This window comes from Telluria sp. RT2P19, assembly GCF_059685725.1.
The window spans coordinates 47,149-71,708 of the sequence record NZ_JCASIL010000011.1 but is presented as its reverse complement, the minus strand read 5'-3'; the positions used below and the strand labels follow the sequence as shown (position 1 = coordinate 71,708).

Annotated in this window: 21 protein-coding genes; 8 read left to right on the top strand and 13 right to left on the bottom strand. The window is 66.2% G+C overall.

Annotation, left to right across the window (positions count from 1 at the left end):
- Nucleotides 1-3: 3 nt before the first annotated feature.
- From AC56KW_RS14890 to AC56KW_RS14850, 9 genes are all read right to left on the bottom strand, one after another.
- On the bottom strand, nucleotides 4-756 hold the full coding sequence (locus AC56KW_RS14890; protein ID WP_497171465.1) for a peptidylprolyl isomerase: 753 nt from the start codon (nucleotides 754-756) through the stop codon (nucleotides 4-6).
- 24 nt (nucleotides 757-780) lie between these two features.
- Complete coding sequence (gene narI, locus AC56KW_RS14885) at nucleotides 781-1,464, bottom strand: respiratory nitrate reductase subunit gamma (RefSeq protein ID WP_497171464.1); 684 nt, start codon at nucleotides 1,462-1,464, stop codon at nucleotides 781-783.
- A gap of 20 nt (nucleotides 1,465-1,484) precedes the next feature.
- Nucleotides 1,485-2,138, bottom strand: coding sequence for a nitrate reductase molybdenum cofactor assembly chaperone (gene narJ, locus AC56KW_RS14880; RefSeq protein WP_497171463.1), 654 nt, complete (start codon nucleotides 2,136-2,138; stop codon nucleotides 1,485-1,487).
- Nucleotides 2,139-2,152: 14 nt separating this feature from the next.
- Nucleotides 2,153-3,718 carry a nitrate reductase subunit beta gene (gene narH, locus AC56KW_RS14875; RefSeq protein ID WP_497171462.1) on the bottom strand — a complete coding sequence of 522 codons (1,566 nt, stop codon included), beginning with the start codon at nucleotides 3,716-3,718 and terminating at the stop codon, nucleotides 2,153-2,155.
- An 18-nt stretch (nucleotides 3,719-3,736) separates the two neighbouring features.
- Nucleotides 3,737-7,561 (bottom strand): nitrate reductase subunit alpha, encoded by a 3,825-nt coding sequence (locus AC56KW_RS14870; RefSeq protein ID WP_497171461.1) that lies wholly within the window; start codon nucleotides 7,559-7,561, stop codon nucleotides 3,737-3,739.
- A gap of 141 nt (nucleotides 7,562-7,702) precedes the next feature.
- On the bottom strand, nucleotides 7,703-9,079 hold the full coding sequence (locus AC56KW_RS14865) for a NarK family nitrate/nitrite MFS transporter (protein WP_497171460.1): 1,377 nt from the start codon (nucleotides 9,077-9,079) through the stop codon (nucleotides 7,703-7,705).
- 35 nt (nucleotides 9,080-9,114) lie between these two features.
- A complete protein-coding gene (locus AC56KW_RS14860; RefSeq protein ID WP_497171459.1) occupies nucleotides 9,115-10,374 on the bottom strand; it encodes an MFS transporter in 1,260 nt (419 codons plus the stop codon).
- 315 nt (nucleotides 10,375-10,689) lie between these two features.
- Nucleotides 10,690-10,899, bottom strand: coding sequence for a cold-shock protein (locus tag AC56KW_RS14855; RefSeq protein ID WP_497171458.1), 210 nt, complete (start codon nucleotides 10,897-10,899; stop codon nucleotides 10,690-10,692).
- Between the two features lie 217 nt (nucleotides 10,900-11,116).
- Complete coding sequence (locus AC56KW_RS14850; protein ID WP_497171457.1) at nucleotides 11,117-12,211, bottom strand: mechanosensitive ion channel family protein; 1,095 nt, start codon at nucleotides 12,209-12,211, stop codon at nucleotides 11,117-11,119.
- 175 nt (nucleotides 12,212-12,386) lie between these two features.
- On the opposite strand from AC56KW_RS14850, the gene AC56KW_RS14845 reads away from it, so the two are divergent.
- The gene (locus tag AC56KW_RS14845) at nucleotides 12,387-12,848 is read left to right on the top strand and encodes a PAS domain-containing protein (RefSeq protein WP_497171456.1); all 462 of its coding nucleotides are present in this window, start codon (nucleotides 12,387-12,389) and stop codon (nucleotides 12,846-12,848) included.
- 23 nt (nucleotides 12,849-12,871) lie between these two features.
- Here AC56KW_RS14845 and AC56KW_RS14840 read toward each other — a convergent pair whose 3' ends face one another.
- Genes AC56KW_RS14840 through AC56KW_RS14830 form a run of 3 tightly spaced genes read right to left on the bottom strand, consistent with a single transcriptional unit; the run spans nucleotide 12,872 to nucleotide 16,224 of the window.
- Entirely contained in the window at nucleotides 12,872-13,558 is a 687-nt protein-coding gene (locus AC56KW_RS14840) for a response regulator (RefSeq protein ID WP_497171455.1), read from the bottom strand.
- A 48-nt stretch (nucleotides 13,559-13,606) separates the two neighbouring features.
- A complete protein-coding gene (locus AC56KW_RS14835) occupies nucleotides 13,607-15,550 on the bottom strand; it encodes a type IV pili methyl-accepting chemotaxis transducer N-terminal domain-containing protein (RefSeq protein ID WP_497171454.1) in 1,944 nt (647 codons plus the stop codon).
- Between the two features lie 5 nt (nucleotides 15,551-15,555).
- Nucleotides 15,556-16,224, bottom strand: a complete 669-nt coding sequence (locus AC56KW_RS14830) for a carbonic anhydrase (RefSeq protein WP_497171453.1) — start codon at nucleotides 16,222-16,224, stop codon at nucleotides 15,556-15,558.
- A gap of 259 nt (nucleotides 16,225-16,483) precedes the next feature.
- Here AC56KW_RS14830 and AC56KW_RS14825 point away from each other — a divergent pair, with 259 nt between their 5' ends.
- From AC56KW_RS14825 to AC56KW_RS14800, 6 genes are all read left to right on the top strand, one after another.
- Nucleotides 16,484-17,164: a Crp/Fnr family transcriptional regulator gene (locus AC56KW_RS14825; RefSeq protein WP_497171570.1), complete on the top strand. Its 681-nt coding sequence runs from the start codon at nucleotides 16,484-16,486 to the stop codon at nucleotides 17,162-17,164.
- 34 nt (nucleotides 17,165-17,198) lie between these two features.
- Complete coding sequence (locus AC56KW_RS14820; protein ID WP_497171452.1) at nucleotides 17,199-17,684, top strand: RrF2 family transcriptional regulator; 486 nt, start codon at nucleotides 17,199-17,201, stop codon at nucleotides 17,682-17,684.
- Nucleotides 17,681-17,923 (top strand): DUF2249 domain-containing protein, encoded by a 243-nt coding sequence (locus AC56KW_RS14815; RefSeq protein WP_497171451.1) that lies wholly within the window; start codon nucleotides 17,681-17,683, stop codon nucleotides 17,921-17,923. Before AC56KW_RS14820 ends, AC56KW_RS14815 begins: the two co-directional genes overlap by 4 nt.
- On the top strand, nucleotides 17,908-19,194 hold the full coding sequence (locus AC56KW_RS14810; protein WP_497171450.1) for a permease: 1,287 nt from the start codon (nucleotides 17,908-17,910) through the stop codon (nucleotides 19,192-19,194). The genes AC56KW_RS14815 and AC56KW_RS14810 overlap by 16 nt, the downstream gene beginning before the upstream one ends.
- Before the next feature lie 119 nt (nucleotides 19,195-19,313).
- Nucleotides 19,314-21,515, top strand: coding sequence for an NADP-dependent malic enzyme (locus AC56KW_RS14805; RefSeq protein WP_497171449.1), 2,202 nt, complete (start codon nucleotides 19,314-19,316; stop codon nucleotides 21,513-21,515).
- A gap of 69 nt (nucleotides 21,516-21,584) precedes the next feature.
- Entirely contained in the window at nucleotides 21,585-22,346 is a 762-nt protein-coding gene (locus AC56KW_RS14800) for a sulfite exporter TauE/SafE family protein (protein ID WP_497171448.1), read from the top strand.
- 10 nt (nucleotides 22,347-22,356) lie between these two features.
- Here AC56KW_RS14800 and AC56KW_RS14795 read toward each other — a convergent pair whose 3' ends face one another.
- Nucleotides 22,357-23,250: a LysR family transcriptional regulator gene (locus AC56KW_RS14795; protein ID WP_497171447.1), complete on the bottom strand. Its 894-nt coding sequence runs from the start codon at nucleotides 23,248-23,250 to the stop codon at nucleotides 22,357-22,359.
- Nucleotides 23,251-23,342: 92 nt separating this feature from the next.
- On the opposite strand from AC56KW_RS14795, the gene AC56KW_RS14790 reads away from it, so the two are divergent.
- Nucleotides 23,343-24,509, top strand: coding sequence for a mandelate racemase/muconate lactonizing enzyme family protein (locus tag AC56KW_RS14790; RefSeq protein WP_497171446.1), 1,167 nt, complete (start codon nucleotides 23,343-23,345; stop codon nucleotides 24,507-24,509).
- Nucleotides 24,510-24,560: the final 51 nt, after the last annotated feature.

Sequence of the window (24,560 nt, the reverse complement as noted above, 5' to 3'; positions counted from 1 at the left end):
CCTTCACTGCACCAGCGGCGAGGCCGCGCCCTCGAGCGTGACGCCCTGGACGTCGGCGCGACCGACCAGCAACTGCAGGTACTGGTGCACGCCGCGTTGCCAGGCGGCCGACGTCAGATATTCGGCAATCCGGTCGCGCACCGCCTCGAACGGGATCGGGCGGCCTTCGACCCGGCGCAGCACTTGCACGAGGTGCAGGCCGAAACGGGTCTCGACCGGGCGTTCGGCCAGTTGACCTTGCGCCAGGCGAAACACGACATCGTCGAATTCCGGCACGCACTGGCCGCGCGCCAGCTGGCCCAGGCTGCCACCGACGGCGCCCGACGGGCAATTCGAGTACTGGCGCGCCAGGGCCTCGAAGTGTTCCGGCGCCGTCCTGAGCGCCGCCAGCACCGAATCGGCCGTCTCGCGCAGCAGTTCGAGAGGGGCGTTGGGCGTCACCTGGAACAGGATGTGGCGCGCCTCGACCATTTCGCCGCTGGTGAATTGCCGTGGATTGGCGGCGTAGAAGCGGGCGCAGGCAGCAGCGTCGGCCTGCGGCACGTTCACTTCGCTTTCCAGCAGCGCTTCGATGCACGCGTCTTCATCCTCGCCCAGCATGCACAGGCCGAGGCGGTCGGCTTCCTGCAGCAGCAGGGTGCGCAGTACCACCTCGTGCACCGACTGCTTGAGCGGGTTCGCCGCCTGTTGGTGGTATGTCATCTCGCGTTCGATGACATGGTCGTCGATGTCGACGCCGTTGACCGAGAGTCCCATGGTGATGTTCTCCTGTCGATGCGCTTAACGTGGACGGACCAGCTGGAAGGCGCGGCCCAGGTAGGACAGGGCGCCGAAACCGCTCCACACGTGCACCAGGCGTGTGAACGGGAAGATCACGAACAGCGACATGCCCATGAACAGGTGCAGCTTGAACACCACCGGCGCCTCGACGATGTAGGCGGCGGCGCCGCCGCGGAAGGTCACGATGTGCTGGGCCCAGCGCATCAGGCTGACCATGGTCTCGCCATCGAGGTGGTCGAGCGAGGTGAAGATCGAGCCCAGGCCGAGCAGCAGCGTGGCCAGGATCCACAGCAGCACGACCTTGTCCTTGAAGGTGGTGACGCGGCGCAGGCGGTCGCTGGTAAAGCGGCGCACCAGCAGCATGGTGATGCCGACCAGGCAGATCAGCCCCATCACGCCGCCGGCGGCCATGGCGAAGATCTGCTTGGCGCCGTGGGCGATCCCCATGGTGTCCCATACCCAGACCGGGGTGAGCAGGCCGACGGCATGGCCGAACAGCAGGCCGATGACGCCGATGTGGAATAGGGCGGAACCCCAGCGCAGGCTGCCGCGGTGCAGCACCTGGGTCGATTCGGATTTCCAGCTGTATTGCTCGCGGTCGAAGCGAATCAGGCTGCCCAGCAGGAAGATCGACAGCGCGATATAGGGATAGATCCCGAATAGCAATTGGTTCAAGTAGTCCATGGTGGTTCTCCTCGGTCGTGTCAGGCGGCGGCGCGAACCGCGGCCTTGGGGTAGAAGTTGATGGGCTGGGCGCCGCCGGACGCGTGCTTGAGCAGCGGTTCTACGCCATCGACCCCAGGGCCGAACGTCTCGAGCGCCTCGTCCATGTCCTTGATGGGCGGCTCGCTCAATGCCTCGGCCTGCACCGGGCTCAGTTGCTCGAGCACGTCGAACACGCAGGCGTAGACGTTGCCGTTGGCGGCCAGCTTGTTGCCGATATGGGCCAGCACGTGCACGGCGTCGCCCAGCAGTGGGCCGGCCTTGTCCTCGCCCCCGAGCTGCGACAGGAATTCCAGGAACAGCGGCACGAAGTCGGGCAACTCGTCGCCTTCCATCTGCAGGCCATGCTTCTTGTACTCTTCCATCAGGTCGACCATGGCCTGGCCGCGGTCGCGCGACTCGCCGTGGATATGCTCGAACAGGTGCAGCGAGTGCGAGGGCGTGCGGTCGAACGTCTGCACGTAATACTGCTGCAGCGTGATCAGGTCTTCCTGCGCCAGGTGGTTCAGCAGAGGGCGCAGGGCGGCGTGCATGCCGGGCCGGGCATCGAGGACGGCTTCCATCTCGGACAGGGCGGCGACCAGCTCCGGTTCGGGGTAGAGCAGCAAGGCGGAAAGGATGCGGTAGTGTTTCATGATGTTCCCCTGTATCAGGCCTGCTCGGTTTCTTTTTTCTTGCGCGACCTGGGCATCGAGACGAAGTGGGTCGAGCCTTGTTTGCGCTTGCCGAACAGCGAGGCGTCGCTGACGCCGTCCGAACAACCGTTCCCGAATGAAAAGCCGCACGAACCCTTGTCGTTGAAGCTGTCCTCGGCCATCTCCTTGTGGCTGCTCGGGATCACGAACCGGTCTTCGTAGTTGGCGATCGCCATGATGTGGTACATGTCTTCGACCACTTCCTGCGACAGGCCGACCTGGCCCAGCACCTTCAGGTCGTTCTCGTCCACCGCGCCGTTGACTGTTTCTGCGCGCATATAGGCGCGCATGGCCAGCATGCGGTCCAGCGCATGGACGATCGGCGCTTCCTTGCCGGCGGTGAGCAGGTTGGCGAGGTAGCGCACCGGGATGCGCAGGCTGCGGGTATCGGGCAGGATGCCGTTCATGCCCATCTTGCCGCTTTCGGCCGCGGCCTGGATCGGCGACAGCGGCGGGATGTACCACACCATCGGCAGCGTGCGGTATTCGGGGTGCAGCGGGAAGGCGATCTTCCACTCGACCGCCATCTTGTACACCGGCGAGCGCCTGGCCGACTCCAGCCACGCGTCCGGGATGCCCTGGCGCCGTGCTTCGGCGATTACCTCGGGATCATGCGGATCGAGGAACAGGCCGAGCTGCGATTCGTACAGGTCCTGTTCGTCGGCCACCGAGGCGGCGGCCTCGATCTTGTCGGCGTCGTACAGCAGCACGCCGAGGTAGCGGATGCGGCCAACGCAGGTTTCGGAGCACACCGTCGGCTGGCCGGCCTCGATGCGGGGATAGCAGAAGGTGCACTTCTCGGCCTTGCCCGACGACCAGTTGTAGTAGATCTTCTTGTACGGGCAGCCCGAGATGCACATGCGCCAGCCGCGGCACTTGTCCTGGTCGATCAGCACGATGCCGTCGTCCTCGCGCTTGTAGACCGAGCCGGATGGGCAAGAGGCCACGCACGCCGGATTGAGGCAATGCTCGCACAGGCGCGGCAGGTACATCATGAAGGTGTTCTCGAAGGTCGAGTACATCTCTTTCTGCACATTGTCGAACAGCTTGTCCTTGCTGCGCTTGGCGAATTCGCCGCCCAGGTCATCTTCCCAGTTCGGGCCCCACTCGATCTTGTCCATCTTCTTGCCGGTCAGGACCGACACCGGCCTGGCGGTCGGCGGCGTTTCGCTCAGGGGCGCGTTCTGCAGGCGCTCGTAGTCGTAGGTGAACGGCTCGTAGTACTCGTCGATCGCCGGCAGGTTGGGATTGGCGAAGATATTGGCCAGGATTTTCAGGCGCGAGCCCTGGCGCGGCTCGATCTTGCCCGCGGTGTTGCGCTTCCAGCCGCCATTCCACTTGTCCTGGTTTTCCCATTCCTTCGGATAACCGATGCCGGGCTTGGTTTCGACATTGTTGAACCAGGCGTATTCGACGCCGTCGCGGCTGGTCCAGACGTTCTTGCAGGTCACCGAACAGGTGTGGCAACCGATGCATTTGTCCAGGTTCAGCACCATCCCGATTTGTGCTCTGATCTTCATGTTTGACTCCTGTTATTCTCAAGCGCCCTTGACGGCGACGGACGCCATCACTGGTTCTTGCGTCTCACTGGGTTTCGATGCGACGACGGCGTTCACGGCGCGCACCGCGCCGGCCGGCTGGTTGCCGCCACGGATACCCGGATCGCCATTCGGACGCGATTCGTCACGTGGGCCTTCCATCCATTCCACATCGCGCATCTTGCGCACCAGGACGAATTCGTCCCGGTTGGAACCGACCGTGCCGTAATAGTTGAAGCCATACGAGAGCTGGGCGTAGCCGCCGATCATATGGGTCGGCTTGGTCACGGCGCGGGTGACCGAGTTGTGGATGCCGCCGCGTTTCTTCGAGGTTTCGGCGCCCGGCACGTTCACGATCTTTTCCTGGGCGTGGTACATCATGGTCATGCCCTCGGGCACGCGCTGGCTCACCACGGCGCGCGCGGTCAGCGTGCCGTTGACGTTGAACACCTCGATCCAGTCGTTGTCCTCGATCCCGGCGTTCCTGGCGTCGATCTCCGACAGCCACACGTGGGGGCCGCCGCGCGACAGCGTCAGCATCCGCATATTGTCCGAATAGGTCGAGTGGATGCCCCATTTCTGGTGCGGCGTGATGAAGTTCAGCGCGATCTCCTTGTTGCCGTTCGGACGGGCGCCCAGCAGCGCGTCGGTGGTCTTGGTGTCGATCGCGGCCTTGTACACGCACAGGCCTTCGCCGAAGTCGCGCATCCAGGCGTGGTCCTGGTAGAACTGCTGGCGGCCGGTGAGGGTGCGCCACGGGATCAGTTCATGCACATTGGTATAGCAGGCGTTGTAGCTGACTTCTTCGCTTTCCAGGCCCGACCAGGTGGGCGAGGAAATGATCTTGCGCGGCTGCGCCTGGATGTCGCGGAAACGGATGCTGTCATGCTCGCGCGGGATCGCCAGGTGGGTATGATCGCGCCCGGTCATTTTCGAGAGCGCATCCCAGGCCTTGACCGCGACGTGGCCATTGGTCTCGGGCGCCAGCGACAGGATCATCTCGGCGGCGTCGATCGCGGTGTCCAGGCGCGGCTGGCCCTTCGAGACGCCGTCCGCCAGCACCGTGCGGTTGATGCCGCGCAGGACGTCGACCTCATGACCGGTCTTCCAGCCGATGCCCTTGCCGCCGTTGCCGACTTTCTCGAGCAAGGGGCCGACCGAGGTGAACTTTTTATAGACGTCGCTGTAATTGCGTTCGACCACGGTCATGCTCGGCATGGTCTTGCCCGGAATCGGTTCGCACTCGCCGGCGCGCCAGTCCTTCGGATCGAAGGGCTGGCCCAGTTCGCCCGGGGTGTCGTGCATCAACGGCGTGAGCACCAGGTCCTTGCGGGTGCCCAGGTGGTCGCCGCCGATCTCGGAGAACTTGGCGGCGATGCCTTTGTAGATTTCCCAGTCCGACTTCGATTCCCACAGCGGCTGCACGGCCTCCGACAGTGGATGGATGAAGGGGTGCATGTCCGAGGTGTTCAGGTCGTCCTTCTCGTACCAGGTGGCGGTCGGCAGCACGATGTCGCCGTACAGGCAGGTGGTCGACATGCGGAAGTCGAGCACCACCAGCAGGTCGAGTTTTCCTTCGGCGGCCGGACGCACCTTGACGTCGCGTGGCTTGACGCAATCGTCTTCGTCGCTCATCAGGGCGTTCTGGGTGCCGAGCAGGTACTTCAGGAAGTATTCGTGACCCTTGCCCGAGCTGCCCAGGATGTTGGAGCGCCACACGAACATATTGCGCGGGAAGTTCTTCGGATTGTCCGGATCGTCGCACGACAGGTTCAGCTTGCCGGCCTTGATCTGGTCGACGGCGTACTGGACCGGATCCTCGCCGGCGCGTTCGGCGGCCCGGACCACGTCGAGTGGATTGGTCTCGAGCTGCGGCGCCGACGGCAGCCAGCCCATGCGCTCGGCCTTGGCGTTGTAGTCGAGCAGGGACATCTCGGCACGTTCGCCGTCGGCGGTCGGGCACAGGATCTCGGACGTATTGAGCTTCTCGTGGCGCCACTGGCTGGTGTGCGCGTAAAAGAACGAGGTCGAATTCATCTGGCGCGACGGACGATTCCAGTCGAGCGCGAAAGCCAGCGGGGTCCAGCCGGTCTGCGGGCGCAGCTTTTCCTGGCCCACGTAGTGCGACCAGCCGCCGCCGCTCTGGCCGATGCAGCCGCACATCATCAGCATATTGATGATGCCGCGGTAGGTCATGTCCATGTGATACCAGTGGTTCAGGGCCGCGCCCACGATCACCATCGACTTGCCGCGGGTGCGGTCGGCATTGTCGGCGAACTCGCGCGCCACGGTGATCACATCAAGCGCCTTGACGCCGGTATGCTTGACCTGCCATGCCGGGGTATAGGGCAGGTCGTCGTCGTAGCTCTTCGGCGTGTTGGGGCAGATGCCGCGGTCGACGCCGTAGTTGGCCATCGACAGGTCGAATACCGTGGTGGCCAGGGCTTCGGTGCCCTCGGCCAGCGTGACCTTCCTGACCGGCACCTTGCGTTCCAGGAGATCCTCGGCGTCCTTGCCGCCGAAGTAGGGGAAGCCGACCGTGACGATGGCGTCGTGGCTACCCAGCAGCGACAGCTGCGGATCGATGGCGGCGCGCGAGCTGCCGTCCTTCTGCTCCAGGTTCCACTTGCCGGTCTCGCCCCAGCGGAAGCCGATCGAGCCGCTCGGGGCCACGATCCTGCCGCTGGCCGCGTCGAGCACCAGGGTTTTCCACTCGGGGTTATTGGTCTCATCCAGGTTGTTGGCCAGGTGCGAGGCGCGCAGGAAGTAGTCCGGCACCAAGAGGCCGTCCTTTTCCTTGAGCATGACCAGCATGGGGAAGTCGGTGTACTGCTTGGCGTACTCGTTGAAATAGCTTGACTTGCCGGTGGCGTGGTATTCCTTCATGATGACGTGGCCCATGGCCATCGCCAGCGCGGCGTCGGTGCCCTGTTTCGGCGCCAGCCAGATGTCGCCGAACTTGGCCATCTCGCCGAAGTCCGACGACACGGCCACGGTCTTGGTGCCCTTGTAGCGCACCTCGGTATAGAAGTGGGCGTCCGGGGTGCGGGTCATCGGCACGTTGGAGCCCCATACCATCAGGTAGGTCGAGTTGTACCAGTCGGCCGATTCCGGCACGTCGGTCTGTTCGCCCCAGACTTGCGGGCTGGCCGGCGGCAGGTCGCAGTACCAGTCGTAGAAGCTCATGGCCACGCCGCCGATCAGGCTCAGGTAGCGGGTGCCGGCGGCATAGCTCACCATCGACATGGCGGGGATCGGCGAGAAGCCGATGATGCGGTCCGGTCCGTATTCCTCGATCGTGTAGGCGTTGGCGGCGGCGATCATCTCGTTGACCTCATCCCACTTGGCGCGCACGAAGCCGCCCTGGCCGCGGATCGATTTATAGCTGCGCGCCCGTTCCGGGTCCTGGCTGACCCAGGCCCAGGCCTGGACCGGATCCATGGTCGTGCGCGCCTCGCGCCACAGTTGCATCAGGCGGCCGCGCACCATCGGGTGCTTGACGCGCTGGGCCGAGTACACGTACCACGAGTAGCTCGCGCCGCGCGGGCAGCCGCGCGGTTCGTGGTTGGGCAGGTCGGGACGGGTGCGCGGGTAGTCGGTCTGCTGGGTTTCCCAGGTGATCAGGCCGTTCTTGACGTAGACCTTCCAGCTGCACGAGCCGGTGCAGTTGACGCCGTGCGTCGAGCGCACGATCTTGTCGTGCTGCCAGCGCTGGCGATAGGCGTTTTCCCAGGTGCGGTCTTCCTCGACCACGCGGCCATGGCCGTTCGAGAAGGTTTGCTTCGGTTTGCCGAAAAAATTCAGGCGGTCCAGAAAGTGACTCATGATTTCTCCATTGGTGCGTACAGCCTGGAAGCAGTGTAGGAGCGCAGCTGTACGCTGGGTATTCGCAGGAAGTCGGTCGAGACGTCGAATCCGAACTAGACCGACTAGTCCTTAGTGACTAATGACGCGTTGCGGGTTGACCTAGCAAGGCATCTCGGCGCCTTTGCGCGCGTAGTACCACCAGGTGATCGCGATACAGGTCGCGTAGAAGCCGATGAAGCACCACAGCGCCGCGCCGGGGCTGCCGGTGAGGGCGATCGAGGTGCCGTAGCTCTTGGGGATGAAGAAGGCGCCGTAGGCCGCCACCGCCGAGGTAAAGCCCAGCACGGCGGCCGCTTCCTTGTTGGCGTTGACGATGGCCTGCTGCTGCACGGCTTCGGGCCTGCCCTTGGCGGCGCGCTGGTGCAGGGTCAGGAAGATTACCGGGATCATGCGGAAGGTCGAGGCGTTGCCGACGCCGGTGCAGGCGAACAGCACCATGAACATCCAGAAGAAGCCCCAGAAGTTGCCCACATTGCCCTGCAGCGGCAGGAACTGCAGCACGCCGATCACGGCCACGATCATGGCCACGAAAGTCCACAGGGTGACGGCCGCACCGCCCAGTTTGTCCGAGATCCAGCCGCCGGCCACGCGCGTCAGCGCGCCGACCAGCGGGCCGAGGAAGGCGTATTGCAGCGGGTTCACGTCGGGGAACAGGGTCGTGGTCAGCAGCGGGAAGGCGGCCGAATAACCGATGAAGGAGCCAAAGGTGCCGACATACAGCCAGCACATCAGCCAGTTGTGCTTGCGCTTGAAGATCACGGCCTGTTCGGCGAACGAGGCCTTGCTTGACGCCAGGTCGTTCATGCCGAACCAGGCCGCCAGCGCGGTGAGCGCGATGAAGGGCACCCAGATGAAACCGGCGTTCTGCAACCACATCTGCTTGACCACGCCGGCGCGGCTCCAGGTCTGCGGATCGCCGCCGAAGACGGCGGCGGTGATCACCAGCGGCACCACGAACTGCACCGCCGACACGCCCAGGTTGCCCAGGCCTGCGTTCATGCCGAGGGCGTAGCCTTTCTGCGCCTTGGGGAAGAAGAAGCTGATATTGGCCATCGACGAGGCGAAGTTGCCGCCACCGAAGCCGCACAGCAGGGCCAGCACCAGCATGGTCGGGTAGCCGGTGGCGGGATCCTGCACGGCGTAGCCGATGCCGATCGCCGGCAGCAGCAGCGAGGCGGTCGAAATCGCAGTCCATTTACGGCCGCCGAAGATCGGCACCATGAAGGAATAGAAGATGCGCAAGGTGGCGCCCGACAGTCCGGGCACGGCGGCCAGCCAGAACAGCTGGTTGGTGCTGTAGCTGAAGCCGATGTTGGGCAGGTTGACCACCACCACGCTCCACACCATCCAGACCGCGAAGGCCAGCATCAGCGCCGGAATCGAGATCCACAGGTTGCGGTTGGCCGTGGCCTTGCCCCGGCTTTGCCAGAATGCGGGAACCTCGGGCTCCCAGGTCGATATGAGGTAACGGCTCACGTTATTCTCCTGATGGTTGTAATGGGGGGTTGGGCTCAGGCCGCGCGCTGGAGCGGCGCGGCCGACGCCGCAGGCTGGTCCTGGCGGCCGGGCTTGAACGAGAAGTGCATCCACACCAGCGAAACGCAGACGGTCCCGTAGAGCAGCATGAAGGAACTGGAACGGATGCCGGTGAGGTCGACCACGGCGCCGAACATGATTGGCAGGACGAAGCCACCGAGGCCGCCGGCCAGGCCGACCACGCCCGAGACGGCGCCGATGTTGTCGGTGAAGTCGTCCGAGATGAACTTGAAGACCGATGCCTTGCCGATGGCCATGGCGACGCCGACCACGAACAGCAGGGAGGTGAACAGGGGCGGGCCGAGACCGATGTCCAGGCCCATCGATCCTTCGACGGTCTGGATGGTCATGCTGGTCTGCGGATAGGACAAGATGAAGAAACACACCCAGCACACCCACATCACCCACCAGGTGACCTTGTAGGCGCCGTATCTGTCCGAGATCCAGCCGCCCAGCGCGCGCAGCACGCCGCCCGGCAGCGAGAAGCAGGCAGCCAGCAGCGCGGCCAGCTTGAGGTCGAAGCCGTATTCGCCGACGTAGTACTTGGTCATCCACAGCGCCAGGGCGACATAGCCGCCGAAGACCACCGAGTAGTACTGGCAGTAGCGCCACACGCGCGGGTCTTTCAAGACGGTCATCTGCTGGGCGAAGCTCACAGCGCCCGGGGCCTTGTGGGCGGGGTCCGAATAAGAGCAGAACCAGAACAGCAGCGCGGTGCCCAGCATCAGCGCGGCATAGGCGTGGGGCAGCGCCTGCCAGCCCCAGGCCGCGATGATGGCGGGGGCCACGAACTTGGTCAGGGCCGAGCCGGAGTTGCCGGCGCCGAACACGCCCATGGCGAAGCCGCGCCGTTCCTGCTTGAACCAGCGCGCGACATAGGGCGTGCCGACCGAGAACGAGCCGCCGGCCAGGCCGACGAACAGGCCGCAGACGAGGAAGTGCCAGTACTGCGTGGCGTAGCCAATCATCCAGATCGGCAGCACCGCGGCCAGCATCAGCAGGAAGAAGACGATGCGCCCGCCATGGCGGTCGGTCCAGATCCCGAGCGGGACCCGGATCAGGGAGCCGGTGAGCACCGGCGTGGCGACCAGCAGGCCGAATTCGGTGTCGTTCAGGCCGAGCTGGGTCTTGATCGGGATGCCCAGCACGGCGAACATCATCCAGATGGCGAAGCAGATCGTGAAGGCGAGGGTGCTGCTCGCCAGGACCGCGAGCGGCCGCTTGTCGGTTCCCATGTTTTTCTCCTTGGTGGGGGACGGTTAGCACCAAGGTTAGGGATTGCGGGCGCGGGCGGCTATTCGCCGGACGTCGGTTGGCGGGATCGATAACGATCTATGCGACCTTCGCCGATAGGATGAGTCCGGACCGCGCAGTTAGGCTGAAAGAACTATCCAGCCCTGGAACGACGATGCCGGTGACGGCAATTGCGCGCGAAGTCCTCGCCCGCAAATGCAAAAAGCCCGCCAGATGGCGGGCTTGCAATTGCTTGCACCCTGCGGCGGCCTCGCCCACGCTATCTGCGTGGTGCGCGCCCCGGACGGGGTTTCATGTCAGATGGCGCAGATGTTTCCTGCTTTGTCGCCTTTGGGGCCAGTCGAGCGCACGAAGGACACGCGCTGGTTTTCGGCCAGGCTCTTGAAGCCTTCGGACTGGATATCCTGGAAATGGGCGAACAGGTCGGCGCCGCCCGCGTCGGGAGCGATGAAGCCGAAGCCCTTTGAATCATTGAACCATTTTACGGTGCCGGTCTGGGTAGTCATTTGCTAATTCCTTTTGCAATAAGTTGAGCGAAATTGCTCAGTTGCACATCAACCAAGAGAGGGAGCGACGGGAGGGAATCAAACAGGACTGCCAAACGGCAAGACGGGAAGAAAATCCAACAATAACAACGACTTGATGTAGTGCAGGAACGGACAATACACGACATGTCCCGAATGTCCTAGCGATTTGTGAATTACTTGCGCGCCGCGCCGTGGGCTAGTGCCGCAGTTCGCTGCCTCCGGATGAGGACTGGGGCAGCCAGCCGCCGGCCGGATCGCTGTGCTCGGCCACCCGGATCACCGACAGCGGATGGGCGAACTGGATGCGCTCGCGCTCGAAGCAGCGGTAGATCTCGAGCAGGATCGCGTGTTGGGCGTCCATGTGCACGATGTAGTCGCCGGTCTGGACGTGGTACACCACCTCGAAATCGAGCGACCATTCGCTGAAGCGGAAAAAATGCGCGCGCTCGAAGATGACGTCCTCGCGCGCACCGACGATATCGCGCACCAGTTCGGGAATGCGCGTGATGTGCGCGTCGCTGGTGCCATAGGCCGCGCGCAGGATGAAGGCGACGCGCCGCGTCTGCATCCGCTTGTGGTTGTGGATGCGGCTCTTGAGCAGGTCGCCGTTGGAGAATACGATCTGTTCGCCGCCCAGGCCGCGCAGCCGCGTGGTCTTGAGGCCGATGTACTCGACCGCTCCGAGGGCGTCGCCGACGATGATGAAGTCGCCGATCTCGAATGGCTTGTCGATCATGATCGACAGCGAAGCGAACAGGTCGCCCAGGATATTCTGGGTGGCCAGGGCCACCGCGATGCCGCCAATGCCCAGGCTGGCCACCAGGGTGGTGATGTTGAAGCCGAAGTTATCCAGCAGCATGAGGAAGGCGACCGTCCAGGTCACCAGGCGCAGCATGAAGAACATGATCATGCTCGAGGCCTTGCGCGCACCGTCGTCGTGGGTGGCCATGAACTGGGTCCGCCAGGCGCGCAGGGCGGTGTCGCCCCAGACCGCCAGTTGCAGGACGAGCGCGGCGACGGCCACGCGCGAGACGATCACGCGGTAATGGTCGGGCATGACCAGGAACATGCTGCCGAAGTAGACGCCGAAGCACAGCAGCAGGGTGACGTAGGTCCGGCCCAGCATCGTGGCCACGAAATCGTCGAGCCGCGTGTCGCTGCGCAGGGCGATCGTGCGCATCCTGCGTACGGCGAAGCAGCGGATGTAGTACATCAGCGCCGTGCTGCCGACCGCGATGGCGATCGCCGTGATCCAGTTGTTGAGGTGATTACCCGGCAGTAGTGCGTCCATCCAAGCTCCCGGCCGGGGGCGACCGGCAAAGGCATAGTGTGCGTTGCCGCGCCCTGGAAGCGCGCACGATAGAAGCCGGCCAGCAGCGCGATCGCGCCGCCGGCGCTGTCTCGGCCTGGGCGGCCTTCTCGTTTGTCCCGTTGCGCGGCCACGCCGGCCGCGGGCGCGGCCTGCTGTGCTTCATGCACGACCTGGGCCGATGGTGGCGGCCCGGCGCAGCCAGCGCGACAGCGAAGCCGCGGCGGCGTTGCGCCACGCGCAAACGCGCGAGACGGCCGAGCGGTACCGGCTGGCGCTGCGGTCGCCCAATGACGCCGTGTGGGACTGGAACCTGGCCGCCGGCCACGTGTTCTGGAACCAGGCGGTGGCAACCCTGTTCGGTCACGAGCAGGACGCGAGCAGCGCCAATTGGTGGCTCGACCACATCCACCCCCGCGACCGGCCGCGGATCGACAGCACGATCCACGCCGCGATCGACGGCCAGGGCCGCGCGCGCTGCAGGACCGGCCCGGCCTGCCGGTGCTGTTCACCAGCGGGCACGCGCGCGATGTGGAACTGGCGCCCGGCATGCTGGAGCGCTCCCGGATACTGGCCATGTCGTTCACCCTGGCCCAGCTGGCAAGCCAGGCAAGGATGACGATCGACGGCGGGTAGGCGCGGCTAGTCGCGCCGCTCCTGCCCCGACTGCAAGCCATGCTCCACCGCGAATACTGCAGCCTGCACCCGGCTCGACAAGGCAAGCTTCTTGAGGATGTTCTGCACGTGGATCTTGACCGTGCTCTCGGCCAGGTCGAGCGCGCGGGCGATCACCTTGTTGCTCTCCCCGCGCGCCAGGCAGGCCAGGATCTCGCGCTCGCGCGGGGTGAGTCTGTCCAGCTCCGACACCGGGGCCGGCGCCTTGGGCGCGCCCGCGCGCTGCACGTGGGCGAACAGCTTGCCGGCCAGTGCTTCTGCCAGCACCGATTCCCCGGCCGCGGCCCGCTCCACGGCGCGGGTCAGGTAGTCGGCGTCGATATTCTTGAGCAGGTAGCCGCGCGCGCCGGCCTGCAGGGCCGCCGCCAGGTCGTCGGCTTCCTCGGACACGGTCAGCATCAGCACTGCGGCGCCGGGCCGGTCCTGCAGCATCAGTTGCAGGGTCTCGATACCCGACATGCCGGGCATATTCAGGTCGAGCAGGACGACATCGGGCTTGAGTTGCAAGGCGCGCTTGACCCCGTCGACCCCGTCCGCCGCCTCGCCCACCACATTGAAGCGCGGATTGCGCTGCAACAGTGACCGCACGCCGCTGCGAAACAAGGTGTGGTCGTCCACCAGCAGCACGCTGATCGTTCCGCCCTCTACTGTCATTCATGGTCTCCTGTTCAATAGGTCAAGCAAGTGGTTCAGGCGAAGGGTTCAGGCCGCGCGGCGCTGCGCCTGTGCAAGCCGCAGCCGCACCAGCGTGCCGGCTCCCGGCGCCGATTCGATGTCGAGCGTCGCGCCGATGCGGCCGGCGCGCTCGCCCATGATGTGCAGGCCCACGTGGTCGCCGTCGGCCCCGGACCGGGCGCCGGTGTCGAAGCCCGCGCCATTATCCCTGATACCGACCAGGTAGTCGTCGCCGTCGTCGACCCGCACCTCCACCCGGCTGGCCCGCGCGTGCTTGCGCACGTTCGACAGCGCCTCTTGCACGATGAACAGGATCTGCAGCTGCGCCTCGCGCTCGATCGGCGGGCCGCCCTTGCCGTGCACCGAGAAAGCGGTCTCGACCCCGGACTGGGCCGAGAACTTGCGCGCCGTCTTGTGCAGGGCGGCGTTCAGGTCTTCCTCCGCCAGCCGGCTGCGGAAGTTGAGCAGCAGCTCGCGCACGTCCTCGTAGCTTTCCTGGACGCCGGCGCGAAGAAGCGGCACGATCTCGCATGCCTCGGCATGGCGCCCGGCGCCGAGCGAGGCTTCCAGCATCTGCACCTGCAGGTTGAGGAAGTTCAAGCCCTGGGCGATGCTGTCGTGCAGGCCGCGCGCGACCAGGTTGCGCTCTTCGGAGATCGCCATCTCTCGCTCGCGCGCGGCCAGGCGCATGTTCTCGATCGCCACGCCGACCAGCTTGGCCAGGGTTTCGAGCAGCGTGCGTTCGCGCTCGCTGAAATCGCGGGGTTCCCTGAAATGCAGGCTGAACAGGCCGACGTGCTGGTCTTGCGCATGGATCTGGAACACCGAGATTGTCTCGAAGCCCTCGCGGCCGCATGCCAGGGGGCCGATCTCGGGGATGTCCTCCAGCTTGTGAACCACCGAGATCTTCTTGGCCGCCGCTTGGCCGCACAGGCATTCGCCGACCTTCATGCAGCGCTCGGCCTCGGCCATCCCGCTCGAGAGCCCGTCGTGCACCACCATGTGCATGTTCTCGTTGCCTGGGTCGACGATGCGCACCGTGCTGCCGGCCGCCCCGAAATAGCCGGCGATGCGCGCCAGGAAGCCGCTACACATGGTTGCCAGAGTATGGCGCTGCTGCAGGAAGGCGGCGCAGTCGTAGAGCAGGGCCAGTTCGCGGTTCTTGTCTTCCAGGCTGGCGGTCTTGCGCCGCACTTCGTCTTCGAGGTGGCAGTACAGGTGCTGCAGGCGGTCGGCCATCTCGTTGAAGCCGCTCGACAGCTGGCCGAACTCGTCGCGGCTGTCCACGTCGAGGCGCACGCCGAAGTCGCTGCCGGCCATGCTGCGCATGCCTTCGCGCAGCCGCATCACGGGCGCGACGATCATCCCGAACATCAGGTAGACCAGCGCCACCGTGCCGCCGATCGCCAGTGCGACCAGCACCAGCTGCGAGGCGCGCAGCCAGAAGGTGCGCAGCTCGTTGTCGCGCTCGATCAAGTTGACCAGGCGATCGAGGTCGGCCACGTAGTCTTCGAGCTGATTGTCGAACAGGCGCAGCGCCTCGGCGCGCGCCGGGCCTTGCAGCTGCAGCACCTGGCGCGCGGCGGGGCGTACCTGGCCGCCCCAGCGCCGCGCCACGTCGAGGAAGGCGCCGTGGATGGCCGGCGTCGGCGGCAGGCCAAGTGGGCGTTGCGGGTCGCCGCGTTCGAGCAGCAGCAGGGTGGACTCGATGGTGGCGATCTGGCGCTCGACGTTGCGGTAGGCATCCAGGACCGGGGCGTCGGGCGTGCGCGGCACGGCCAGCGCCAGCCGGTAGTTGTGGCGACGCAGGCTGCCGGTCTCGTTGATCGCGGCCGCGGCGCCTTCGAGCTGCCACGACAGCCACAGGGTGGCGCCGATCGCGGCCAGGGCAAGCAGCAGGAAGCCGATCAGGGCGCCGACGATCTTGGTCGACAGGCGCTGGATGGGGGCGAGGGCGGAATAGGCTGGCATGCGGTTCAGGCGGCGCGGGGCCTCGGGACTGCGACCGGATCGAGGATGGGCAAGAACTCCTGCTTGCGCGCCGAGTACGCGAGCAGGGTGCCGGCTGCCAGGTCGAAGTACCAGCCGTGCATGGCAAGTGTACCAGCCTCGACCCGGCGGCGGATCCATGGATAGGTCAGCAGGTTGTCGAGCGAGTGCAGGATGCTGGCCAGTTCGGCCGCGCGGCATTGCTCGTCGCCGTGCTTGTGGTGCAGTTCGCGCAACACCTCTGCCCGCACCGGCTCGGCCAGCCGCATCCAGCGTGCGACGAAGCCGGTTTCCTGCGCTTCCTCGCTGACGCGCGCGCCCGACATCAGGGCGCGAATGCCGCCACAGCGCGCATGACCGAGCACGATGATGCGCGCGACTTCCAGGACGCACACGGCGAATTCAATGGCCGAACTCACGCCCGGCGGGGCGTCCGGCGCGCATGGGGGCACCAGGTTGGCGATATTGCGCACGACGAAGATGTCGCCGGGATCGCAGCCGGTCAGCAGCGCCGGATCAACCCGCGCGTCGCAGCAGCCGATGACCAGGGTGCGCGGGTGCTGGCCCTGGCGCAGGCTGTCGAGCGCTGTCGGCTCGCTCAGGTACTGCGCCTGGAAGCGGCTGAAGCCGCGGATGAATTTTTCGATGTCCTGCATGTCGGTCTCCGGTTGACCCGATTGTAGGCAGGGGCGACGACGAAGGCAGTTGGCATCAAGTCGTACGGTTTCTAGTTCAAATTGCCTATATCCACAGCTAGCTCGGCCGTTTTTGATCCACATCAAGTTTTTATTTATTTAACAAATTGTAGGATGCGCCTATGCGTCCAGCACCCTGGGCCGGACGCGCTCCCGGCGCGCCGGACTGTGTCAGGCGCGCCGGTTCCGATCCTGTTTTCATGGGCTTCGCCCCGAGTTTATCGTGAGCCGACTTCGCATCGCACCCCGCCAGTTCCTGGCAACCCTGCCCCTGTTCGCCGACCTCTCGCCCGAGCAGCTCGACCTGCTTGCCCAGGCCACCACCGAGCTGCACGTGCCGCGCGGCCGGGTGGTGGTCGAACGGGGCGAATCCTGCAGCGGCCTGCACGCCGTGATCTACGGCGACGTCAAGCTGAGCATCGTCTCGAGCGATGGCGACGAGAAGGTGGTCGAACTGATCGGCCCCGGCCAGAGCTTCGGCGAGGCGCCGCTGTTCATGGAGCGGCCCTACCTGACCCAGGCCGAGACGCTGGCCGACAGCATGCTGCTGCACATCTCGAAGCACGCGATCTACGCCCAGATCGAGCGCAATCCCGGCTTCGCGCGGCGCCTGCTGGCATCCATGAGCCGGCGCCTGCACGGCCTGATCTCGGACGTCGAGTCGTACACGCTGCACAGCGGCAGCCAGCGCATCGTCAGCTACCTGCTCAAGGACGATCCGGCGCAGGGCGCGCAGGTGACGCTGGCCGCGCGCAAGAAGATGATCGCGTCGCGCCTGTCGCTGTCGCCCGAGTATTTTTCGCGCGTGCTGCACGACCTGGCCCACCGCGGCATGGTCGGCATTGCCGGGCGCAGCATCACCATCCTCGATATCGAGCGCCTGCGCGCCTACGAAGGCTGACGCCGCGCCATCACCCATTTACGGAGGCGTTCTTATGTACATGCACCTGACCGAATTCACCGACAACGCCTTGCGCCTGCTGGTCTACCTGGGCGGCCACCGCGAGCGCATCTCGACCATCAACGAGATCGCCCAGCGCTACGGCATCTCGCGCCACCACCTGGCCAAGGTGTCCTGCGTGCTGTCCGCATCGGGCCTGATCGAAACCTCGCGCGGCCGCCTGGGCGGGATGCGCCTGGCCGGCGCGCCGCGCGACATCCGCCTGGGCGAGGTCGTGCGCTGCACCGAGCGTGCTCTTGCGAGGGGAGGTCGCGACGGCGATCCTGCGCTGAGCGGCACGCCCGACGAACGCCTGCGCCAGACGCTGGCGGTGGCCACCGCCGCCTACCTGGCCGAACTCAATCGCGTGACCCTGGCCGACCTGATCCCGGGCGCCGCCCAGGCGCAGGACGACGCGTCCGGCTGGCTGGCCACGAATGCCTGGCGCTGGCAGCATTCGGCGCTGGAGGAGGGGGCATGAGCAACGCCCTCATCGTCTATATCGACGTCTCGGCCCTGGCCGCGCCGGAGCCGATGGAACGCATCCTCGACGCGCTGGCCGGGCTGCCTGACGGCGGCCGCCTGCGGGTGCTGATCCACCGCGAGCCGTTTGCGCTGTACGAGATCCTGGATCGCCGCGGCTACGGCCACCGCACCACGCGCCGGCCCGATGCCCGCTACGAGCTGGTGATCGACGCCCTGGCATGCAGCGCGCCCTGAGCTACGCGGCGATACCCGCGATCTGGGTGCCGCTGTCGTTCATGCTGGCCGCGTCGTGCTTCGCGCTGATGGCGGCGCTGCTGCTGGTGTGGCATGGTGAGCTTGCGCTGGTCTCGCGCTGGACCCCGGTCACGCTCGGCATGACCCACCTGATCGCACTCGGCTTTCTCACCATGACGATCGTCGGCGCACTGTTCCAGCTGCTGCCGGCGACGGCCGGCGTGGCGGTGCCGCTGGCGCGGCCGGTGGCGGTCTTTTGCTGGTGCGCGCTGGGACTGGGCACGGCGCTGCTGGCCGCGTCGCTCGGCCTTGGCCTGGGCACGCTGGCGCTGCGCATCGCGGCGGGCCTGCTCGGCAGCGCCGGATTCGTGTTCCTGAGCGCGATCGGGGCCACGATCGCCCAGCGCGTGCCGCCGGGCGCCAAGGCGCTGGTGGAGGGCGTGCGCTACGCCGCGGCGGCGCTCGCGATCACCATCGCGATCGGTGCGGCGCTGGCGCTGTACCTGGGTGGAATCGGTGTACTCAATGCCCCGCTGCTGACCGACATCCACGCCACCTGGGGCCTCGTCGGCTGGGTGATCGTGTTGACGGCAACGGTTTCGTTCCAGGTGATTCCGATGTTCCAGGGGACCGCGACGTACCCGCGCCTGCTCGAAAGCTGGTTGCCGCCGCTGCTGTTCATCCTGTTGTTCGGCTGGAGCGCGGCCAGGCTGCTGGACGCCACCTGGTCGCGCCTGGCCTGCGAGATCGGTATCGCCGCGCTGCTGCTGCACTACGCGGTAACCACCGTGCGCTTCCTGGCGCGCCGCAAGTGCAAATCCGATACCGGCAGCCGCTACTGGATGCTGGCGATGGGGAGCCTGCTGCTGGCTGCGCTGCTGCACTTCATTGCGCTCGAACGCCTGTCCATCCCGGCCGATGCGCTGCCCTTGCTGACCGGGGTGCTGGTGATCGTCGGCTGCGCGATGTCGGCGGTGAACGGCATGCTGTACAAGATCGTGCCCTTCCTGGTCTGGTACCACCTGGCGCACGGACAGGACGCGCCGCTGCCGCGCGGGCGCGTCCCCAAGCTGTCGGCGGTGCTGGGCGAAGCGCAGGCGGCGCGCCAGTGGCGCTGGCACCTCGCCGGCCTGGTGCTCCTGGTGCCGGCCTGCCTGTTTCCGGCGATACTGGCGCGGCCCGCCGGCCTGTTCCTGGTGGTGGCGCTGCTGCTGCTGGCGCGCGACGTCTGGGGCGCCGCGCTGCTGTATGTACGCCTGCGACGCTCCTGATTTTCGAACGATCGTGCTGAACTGAAGGGGCGCACGCGATGGTGTCGCTTCGGCTAGAATGTTTGCCCACGAATGGAAGGCATCCTTCCACGCCGCGACACCCAAGCTATAGGAAGAACATGAGCACCGACAGCAATCTGAACGAAGCCCAGAATACCCAGTTGCGCATCGACGCGCTGGAATACCACCGCAGCCCGACCCGTGGCAAGATCGAGGTCGTCGCCACCAAGCCGCTGTCGAACCAGCGCGACCTGTCGCTGGCCTACTCGCCCGGCGTGGCCTACGCCTGCGAGGAAATCGCCGCGGACCCAAGCACCGCCTTCGACTACACCTCGCGCGGCAACCTGGTGGCCGTGATCTCGAACGGCACCGCGGTGCTGGGCCTCGGTAACATCGGTCCGCTGGCCTCGAAGCCGGTCATGGAAGGCAAGGGCTGCCTGTTCAAGAAGTTCGCCGGCGTCGACGTGTTCGACCTCGAGCTGGACGAACTCGACCCGGACAAGCTGGTCGACGCCATCGCCATGCTCGAGCCGACCGTGGGCGGCATCAACCTCGAAGACATCAAGGCGCCGGAATGCTTCTATATCGAGAAGAAGCTGCGCGAGCGCATGAACATCCCGGTCTTCCACGACGACCAGCACGGCACCGCCATCATCTCGACCGCCGCGCTGCTGAACGCGCTGAAGGTGGTCGGCAAGGACATCGGCCAGATCAAGCTGGTCGCCTCCGGCGCCGGCGCGGCGGCGATCGCCTGCCTGGACATGATGGTCCTGCTGGGCGTGAAGCAGTCGAACATCTACGTCACCGACTCGCGCGGTGTGATCTGGCAGGGCCGCGAAGCGAATATGGAAGCCAACAAGGCGCGCTATGCGCAGGCGACCGACGCCCGTACCCTGGCCGACATCGTGAGCGGCGCCGACGTGTTCCTGGGCTGCTCGACCGCCGGCGTGCTCACCGCCGACATGGTCAAGACCATGGCCGACAAGCCGGTGATCCTGGCCCTGGCCAATCCGGAACCGGAAATCCGCCCGGAAGTGGCGAAGGCAGCGCGTCCGGACGTCATCATCGCCACCGGCCGTTCGGACTATCCGAACCAGGTCAATAACGTGCTGTGCTTCCCCTACATCTTCCGTGGCGCGCTCGATTGCGGCGCGACCCGCATCACCGACGAGATGAAGCTCGCCTGCGTGACGGCGATCGCCGAACTGGCCGAAGCCGAGGCGAGCGACGTGGTGGCGCTGGCCTACGAAGGCCAGGACCTGAGCTTCGGACCTGAATACATCATCCCCAAACCGTTCGATCCACGCCTGCTGGCCGCGATCGCCCCACGCGTGGCCGAAGCGGCTGCCGCGTCCGGCGTGGCGACCCGTCCGATCGAAGACATGGACGCCTACCGCGACAAGCTCGGCCAGATGATCTACCACACCGGATTCTTCATGAAGCCGGTGTTCAACAAGGCGCGCGCCAACGTGCGCAAGGTGGCGTACGCCGAGGCGCTCGAGCCGCGCGTTCTGCGCGCGGTGCAGGCGGTGGTGGACGAGGGCATCGCGCATCCCGTCCTGATCGGCGAGCCGGGCGCCATCGCCAGCGGCATCAAGGCCGCCGGCCTGCGCCTGGAGGCCGGCAGCGACTACACCGTGGTCGCGGCCGAAGCCGACACGACGCTGCAAGGCACCCGTCTCCTGAAGTCGGGCCAGGTCGACGCCCTGATCTGCGGCATGAAAGGCAGCTACGACAGCCACCTGGAACACGTCAAGAACGAGATCGGCGTGGCGCCGGGCGCCGAAGTGCTGGCCGCGATGAACGCGCTGGTGCTCGACAAGCTGACCCTGTTCATCACCGACACCTACGTCAACGAGACCCCGAGCGCCCAGGAGCTGGCGGCGATCACCCGCCTGGCGGCCGAGGCGATGCAGCACTTCGGCCTGGAGCCGAAGGCGGCGCTGCTGTCGCACTCCTCGCAGGGTTCGTCCGAGCGTCCGTCGGCGCGCCGCATGCGTGAAGCGCGTGCGCTGCTAGCCGAGCAGGCGCCCGGGCTGGCGGTGATCGGCGAGATCCACGGCGACGCCGCGCTGTCGCAAGAGATTCGCGACATCTACAAGATCGACGCCGGCTACTCGGGCAGCGCCAACCTGCTGGTGATGCCGTCCCTGGACGCGGCCAACATCCTGTTCAACGTGCTCAAGGTTGCCAGCGGCAAGGGCGTGACGGTGGGCCCCATCCTGCTCGGCGCCGCCAAGTCGGTGCACATCCTCAGCCCGAGCGCCACCGTGCGCCGGATCGTCAACATGACCGCGCTGGCGGCCGCGCAGGTCGTCTAAATACTCCTCCTCCGGCCCGTGGCCGGATATCCGGCGGCCTCTTGCGGGCCGCTGTCTTTTTTCCCGGCCATGGCTTCCCTGATCGACATCGCATTCAATTTTGGCCTGGGCGCGTCGCTCGGGATTGCCGGCGGCATGCTGGGCATCGGCGGCGGCCTGATCGCCATTCCGGTACTGGGCCTCCTGTACGGGATGAACCAGCACCTGGCCCAGGGCACGGCGCTGGTGATGATCGCGCCGAACGTGGCGATCGGCTTCTGGCGTTATCACCAGAAGCATCCGGTCGACCTGCGTTCGGTCGGCGTGGCCGGCCTGTGCTCGATCGGGACCGCATGGCTGGCGGCGCGCTTCGCGGTGGCCATCGATGCGCTCTTGCTGCACTATGCCTTCGCCTGCTTCCTGGCCTGCCTGGCGCTGTACTTCGGCTGGCCGTCGCGGCGCAGGACCGGCGCCCCGCCGCCCGAGCGGCAGGTGCCGCGCCGCCTGATGCCGGCGATCGGCGTCGCCAGCGGCGCGGTCTCCGGCTTCTTCACGATCGGCGGCGGGATGGTGGTGGTGCCGGCCCTGATGAGCCTGTTCAAGATGCCGCAGACGCGGGCCCAGGGCATGGCGCTGGCGCTGGTGGTGCCTGGCGCCTTCGTGGCGCTGGCGACCTATGGCCACAGTGGCGCGGTCGACTGGGAGGTCGGCCTGCCGCTGGCGCTGGGCGGCGTGCTGACCGTGTCCTGGGGCGTGCACCTGGCGCATACCTTGCCGCAGCGCCTGCTGCGGATCGCGTTCTGCACGGTCTTGCTGGGCGCCGCCATGTCGATGCTCGTCGGCGGCGCCTGACGGGCATCGGCTAAGGCGCGAACTGCGCCGTCACGAAATCGATGAAGGCGCGCGCGCGCGCCGACTGCCGGCGCCCGCCCGGGTAGACCACATACAGGTCGGCCGCCGGCTGCACGTAGCGCGGCAGCACGATGCGCAGCCGTCCGCTCTCCACGTATTTTTTCAGGTCCCATTCCGAACGCACCAGGATGCCGTGCCCGTCGAGTGCCCAGCCGAGGGCGAGGTCGCCGTCGTTGCTCGACAGCGTGCCCCGGACCTTCACCGAGACGGGGCGGCCCTCGTGTTCGAGGCGCCACACCCCGTGCGCGTCCTCGTTCTGGCGGTGGACGATGCAGCGGTGCCGCGCCAGGTCGGACAGGCTCTCCGGCACCCCATGCTGCTCGAGGTAGCGCGGCGCGGCGCACAGGAAGCGCCGGTTCGACATGATGCGGCGCGCGACCAGGCGCTGGTCGGGCAGTTCGCCGAAGCGGATCGCCAGGTCGACGCCGTTCGCGACCAGGTCCACCGGGCTGTCGGTGACGTCGAGTTGCACCTCGACCTGCGGATAGCGTTGGGCAAAGTTCGAGACCAGCGGCGCGATCGCGGTGCGCCCGAAGCCCAGCGAGGCGTTCACCTTCAGCAGGCCGCGCGGCACCGAGCGGGTGCCAGACACCGCTTCTTCCATTTCGCGCAGCTCGGCCAGGATCCGCGTGGCATAGTGCAGGTAGGTCTCGCCTTCCGGCGTCAGGCTGCTGGTGCGGGTGGTGCGGTTCACCAGGCGCACGCCCAGCTGCTCTTCCAGCTGCGCCAGGCGCTTGGTGGCGGCGGGTGGGGTCAGGTCGAGTTCGCGCGCGGCCGCCGACAGGCTGCCGTGGCGGGCCAGCAGGACAAAGAATTCGAGCTGGGAAGCGAGGTCGTTTTTCACTGCAGGTTAAGAATCTAGTGAATTATTCTCAATCATAACCGCTGTCGAAGCGAATAATCTGGTGGCTCGTTCAATGCAAGAGGAGACACCCCATGAGAATCGTCGAGATCCGCGAAAAGACCGTCCCGATCAGCTCCCCGATCCGCAACGCCTACATCGACTTCAGCAAGATGACGCTGAGCGTGGTCGCCGTCGTCACCGACGTGATCCGCGACGGCAAACCCGTGATCGGCTACGGTTTCAATTCCAACGGCCGCTACGGCCAGGGCACGCTGATGCGCGAGCGCTTCATCCCGCGCATCCTCGAAGCCGATCCGGCCTCGCTGGTCGATGCCGGTGGCGACAATCTCGACCCGCACAAGGTGTGGCAGGCGATGTTCACCAACGAGAAGCCGGGCGGACACGGCGAGCGCTCGGTGGCCATCGGCACCATCGACATGGCGCTGTGGGATGCGACGGCGAAGATCGCCGGCAAGCCGCTGTTCCAGCTGCTGGCCGACCGGTACGGCAACGGACAGCCCGAGCGCAAGGTATTCGTGTATGCGGCCGGCGGCTATTACTATCCGGGCCAGGACCACGGCAAGCTGAAGGACGAGATGCGCAGCTACCTGGACCGCGGCTACACGGTGGTCAAGAAGAAGATCGGCGGCGCTTCGCTCGACGAAGACCTGCGCCGCATCGATTCGATCCTCAGCGTGCTCGGAGATGGCCAGAAGCTGGCGGTGGATGCCAACGGCCGCTTCGACCTGGACACCGCGATCCGCTATGCCAAGGCGCTGTCGCGGTACGACCTGTTCTGGTACGAAGAGGCGGGCGACCCGCTCGATTACGAGCTGCAGGCCACGCTGCGCAACTACTACGACAAGCCGATGGCGACTGGTGAAAACCTGTTCTCGATGCAGGACGCGCGCAACCTGATCCGCCATGGCGGCATGCGCCCGGACCGCGACTGGCTGCAGTTCGACTGCGCGCTGAGCTACGGGCTGGTGGAGTACCTGCGCACGCTGGAGATGCTGCGCCAGCATGGCTGGTCGCCCAGCCGCTGCATTCCGCACGGCGGGCACCAGATGTCGCTGAATATCGCGGCCGGACTGGGGCTGGGCGGCAACGAGTCGTATCCCGACCTGTTCCAGCCGTATGGCGGCTTCCCGGATGGGGTGAAGGTCGAGAATGGATTCATCAATATGTCGGACCTGCCGGGGATCGGGTTCGAAGGTAAGGCCGACCTGATTGCGCAGATGCGGCGCCTGACCGACTGATCGCTGCCGGCTGGGCGCGTGGGCGGGCGAGCCGCCCACGCCGTGCCGACG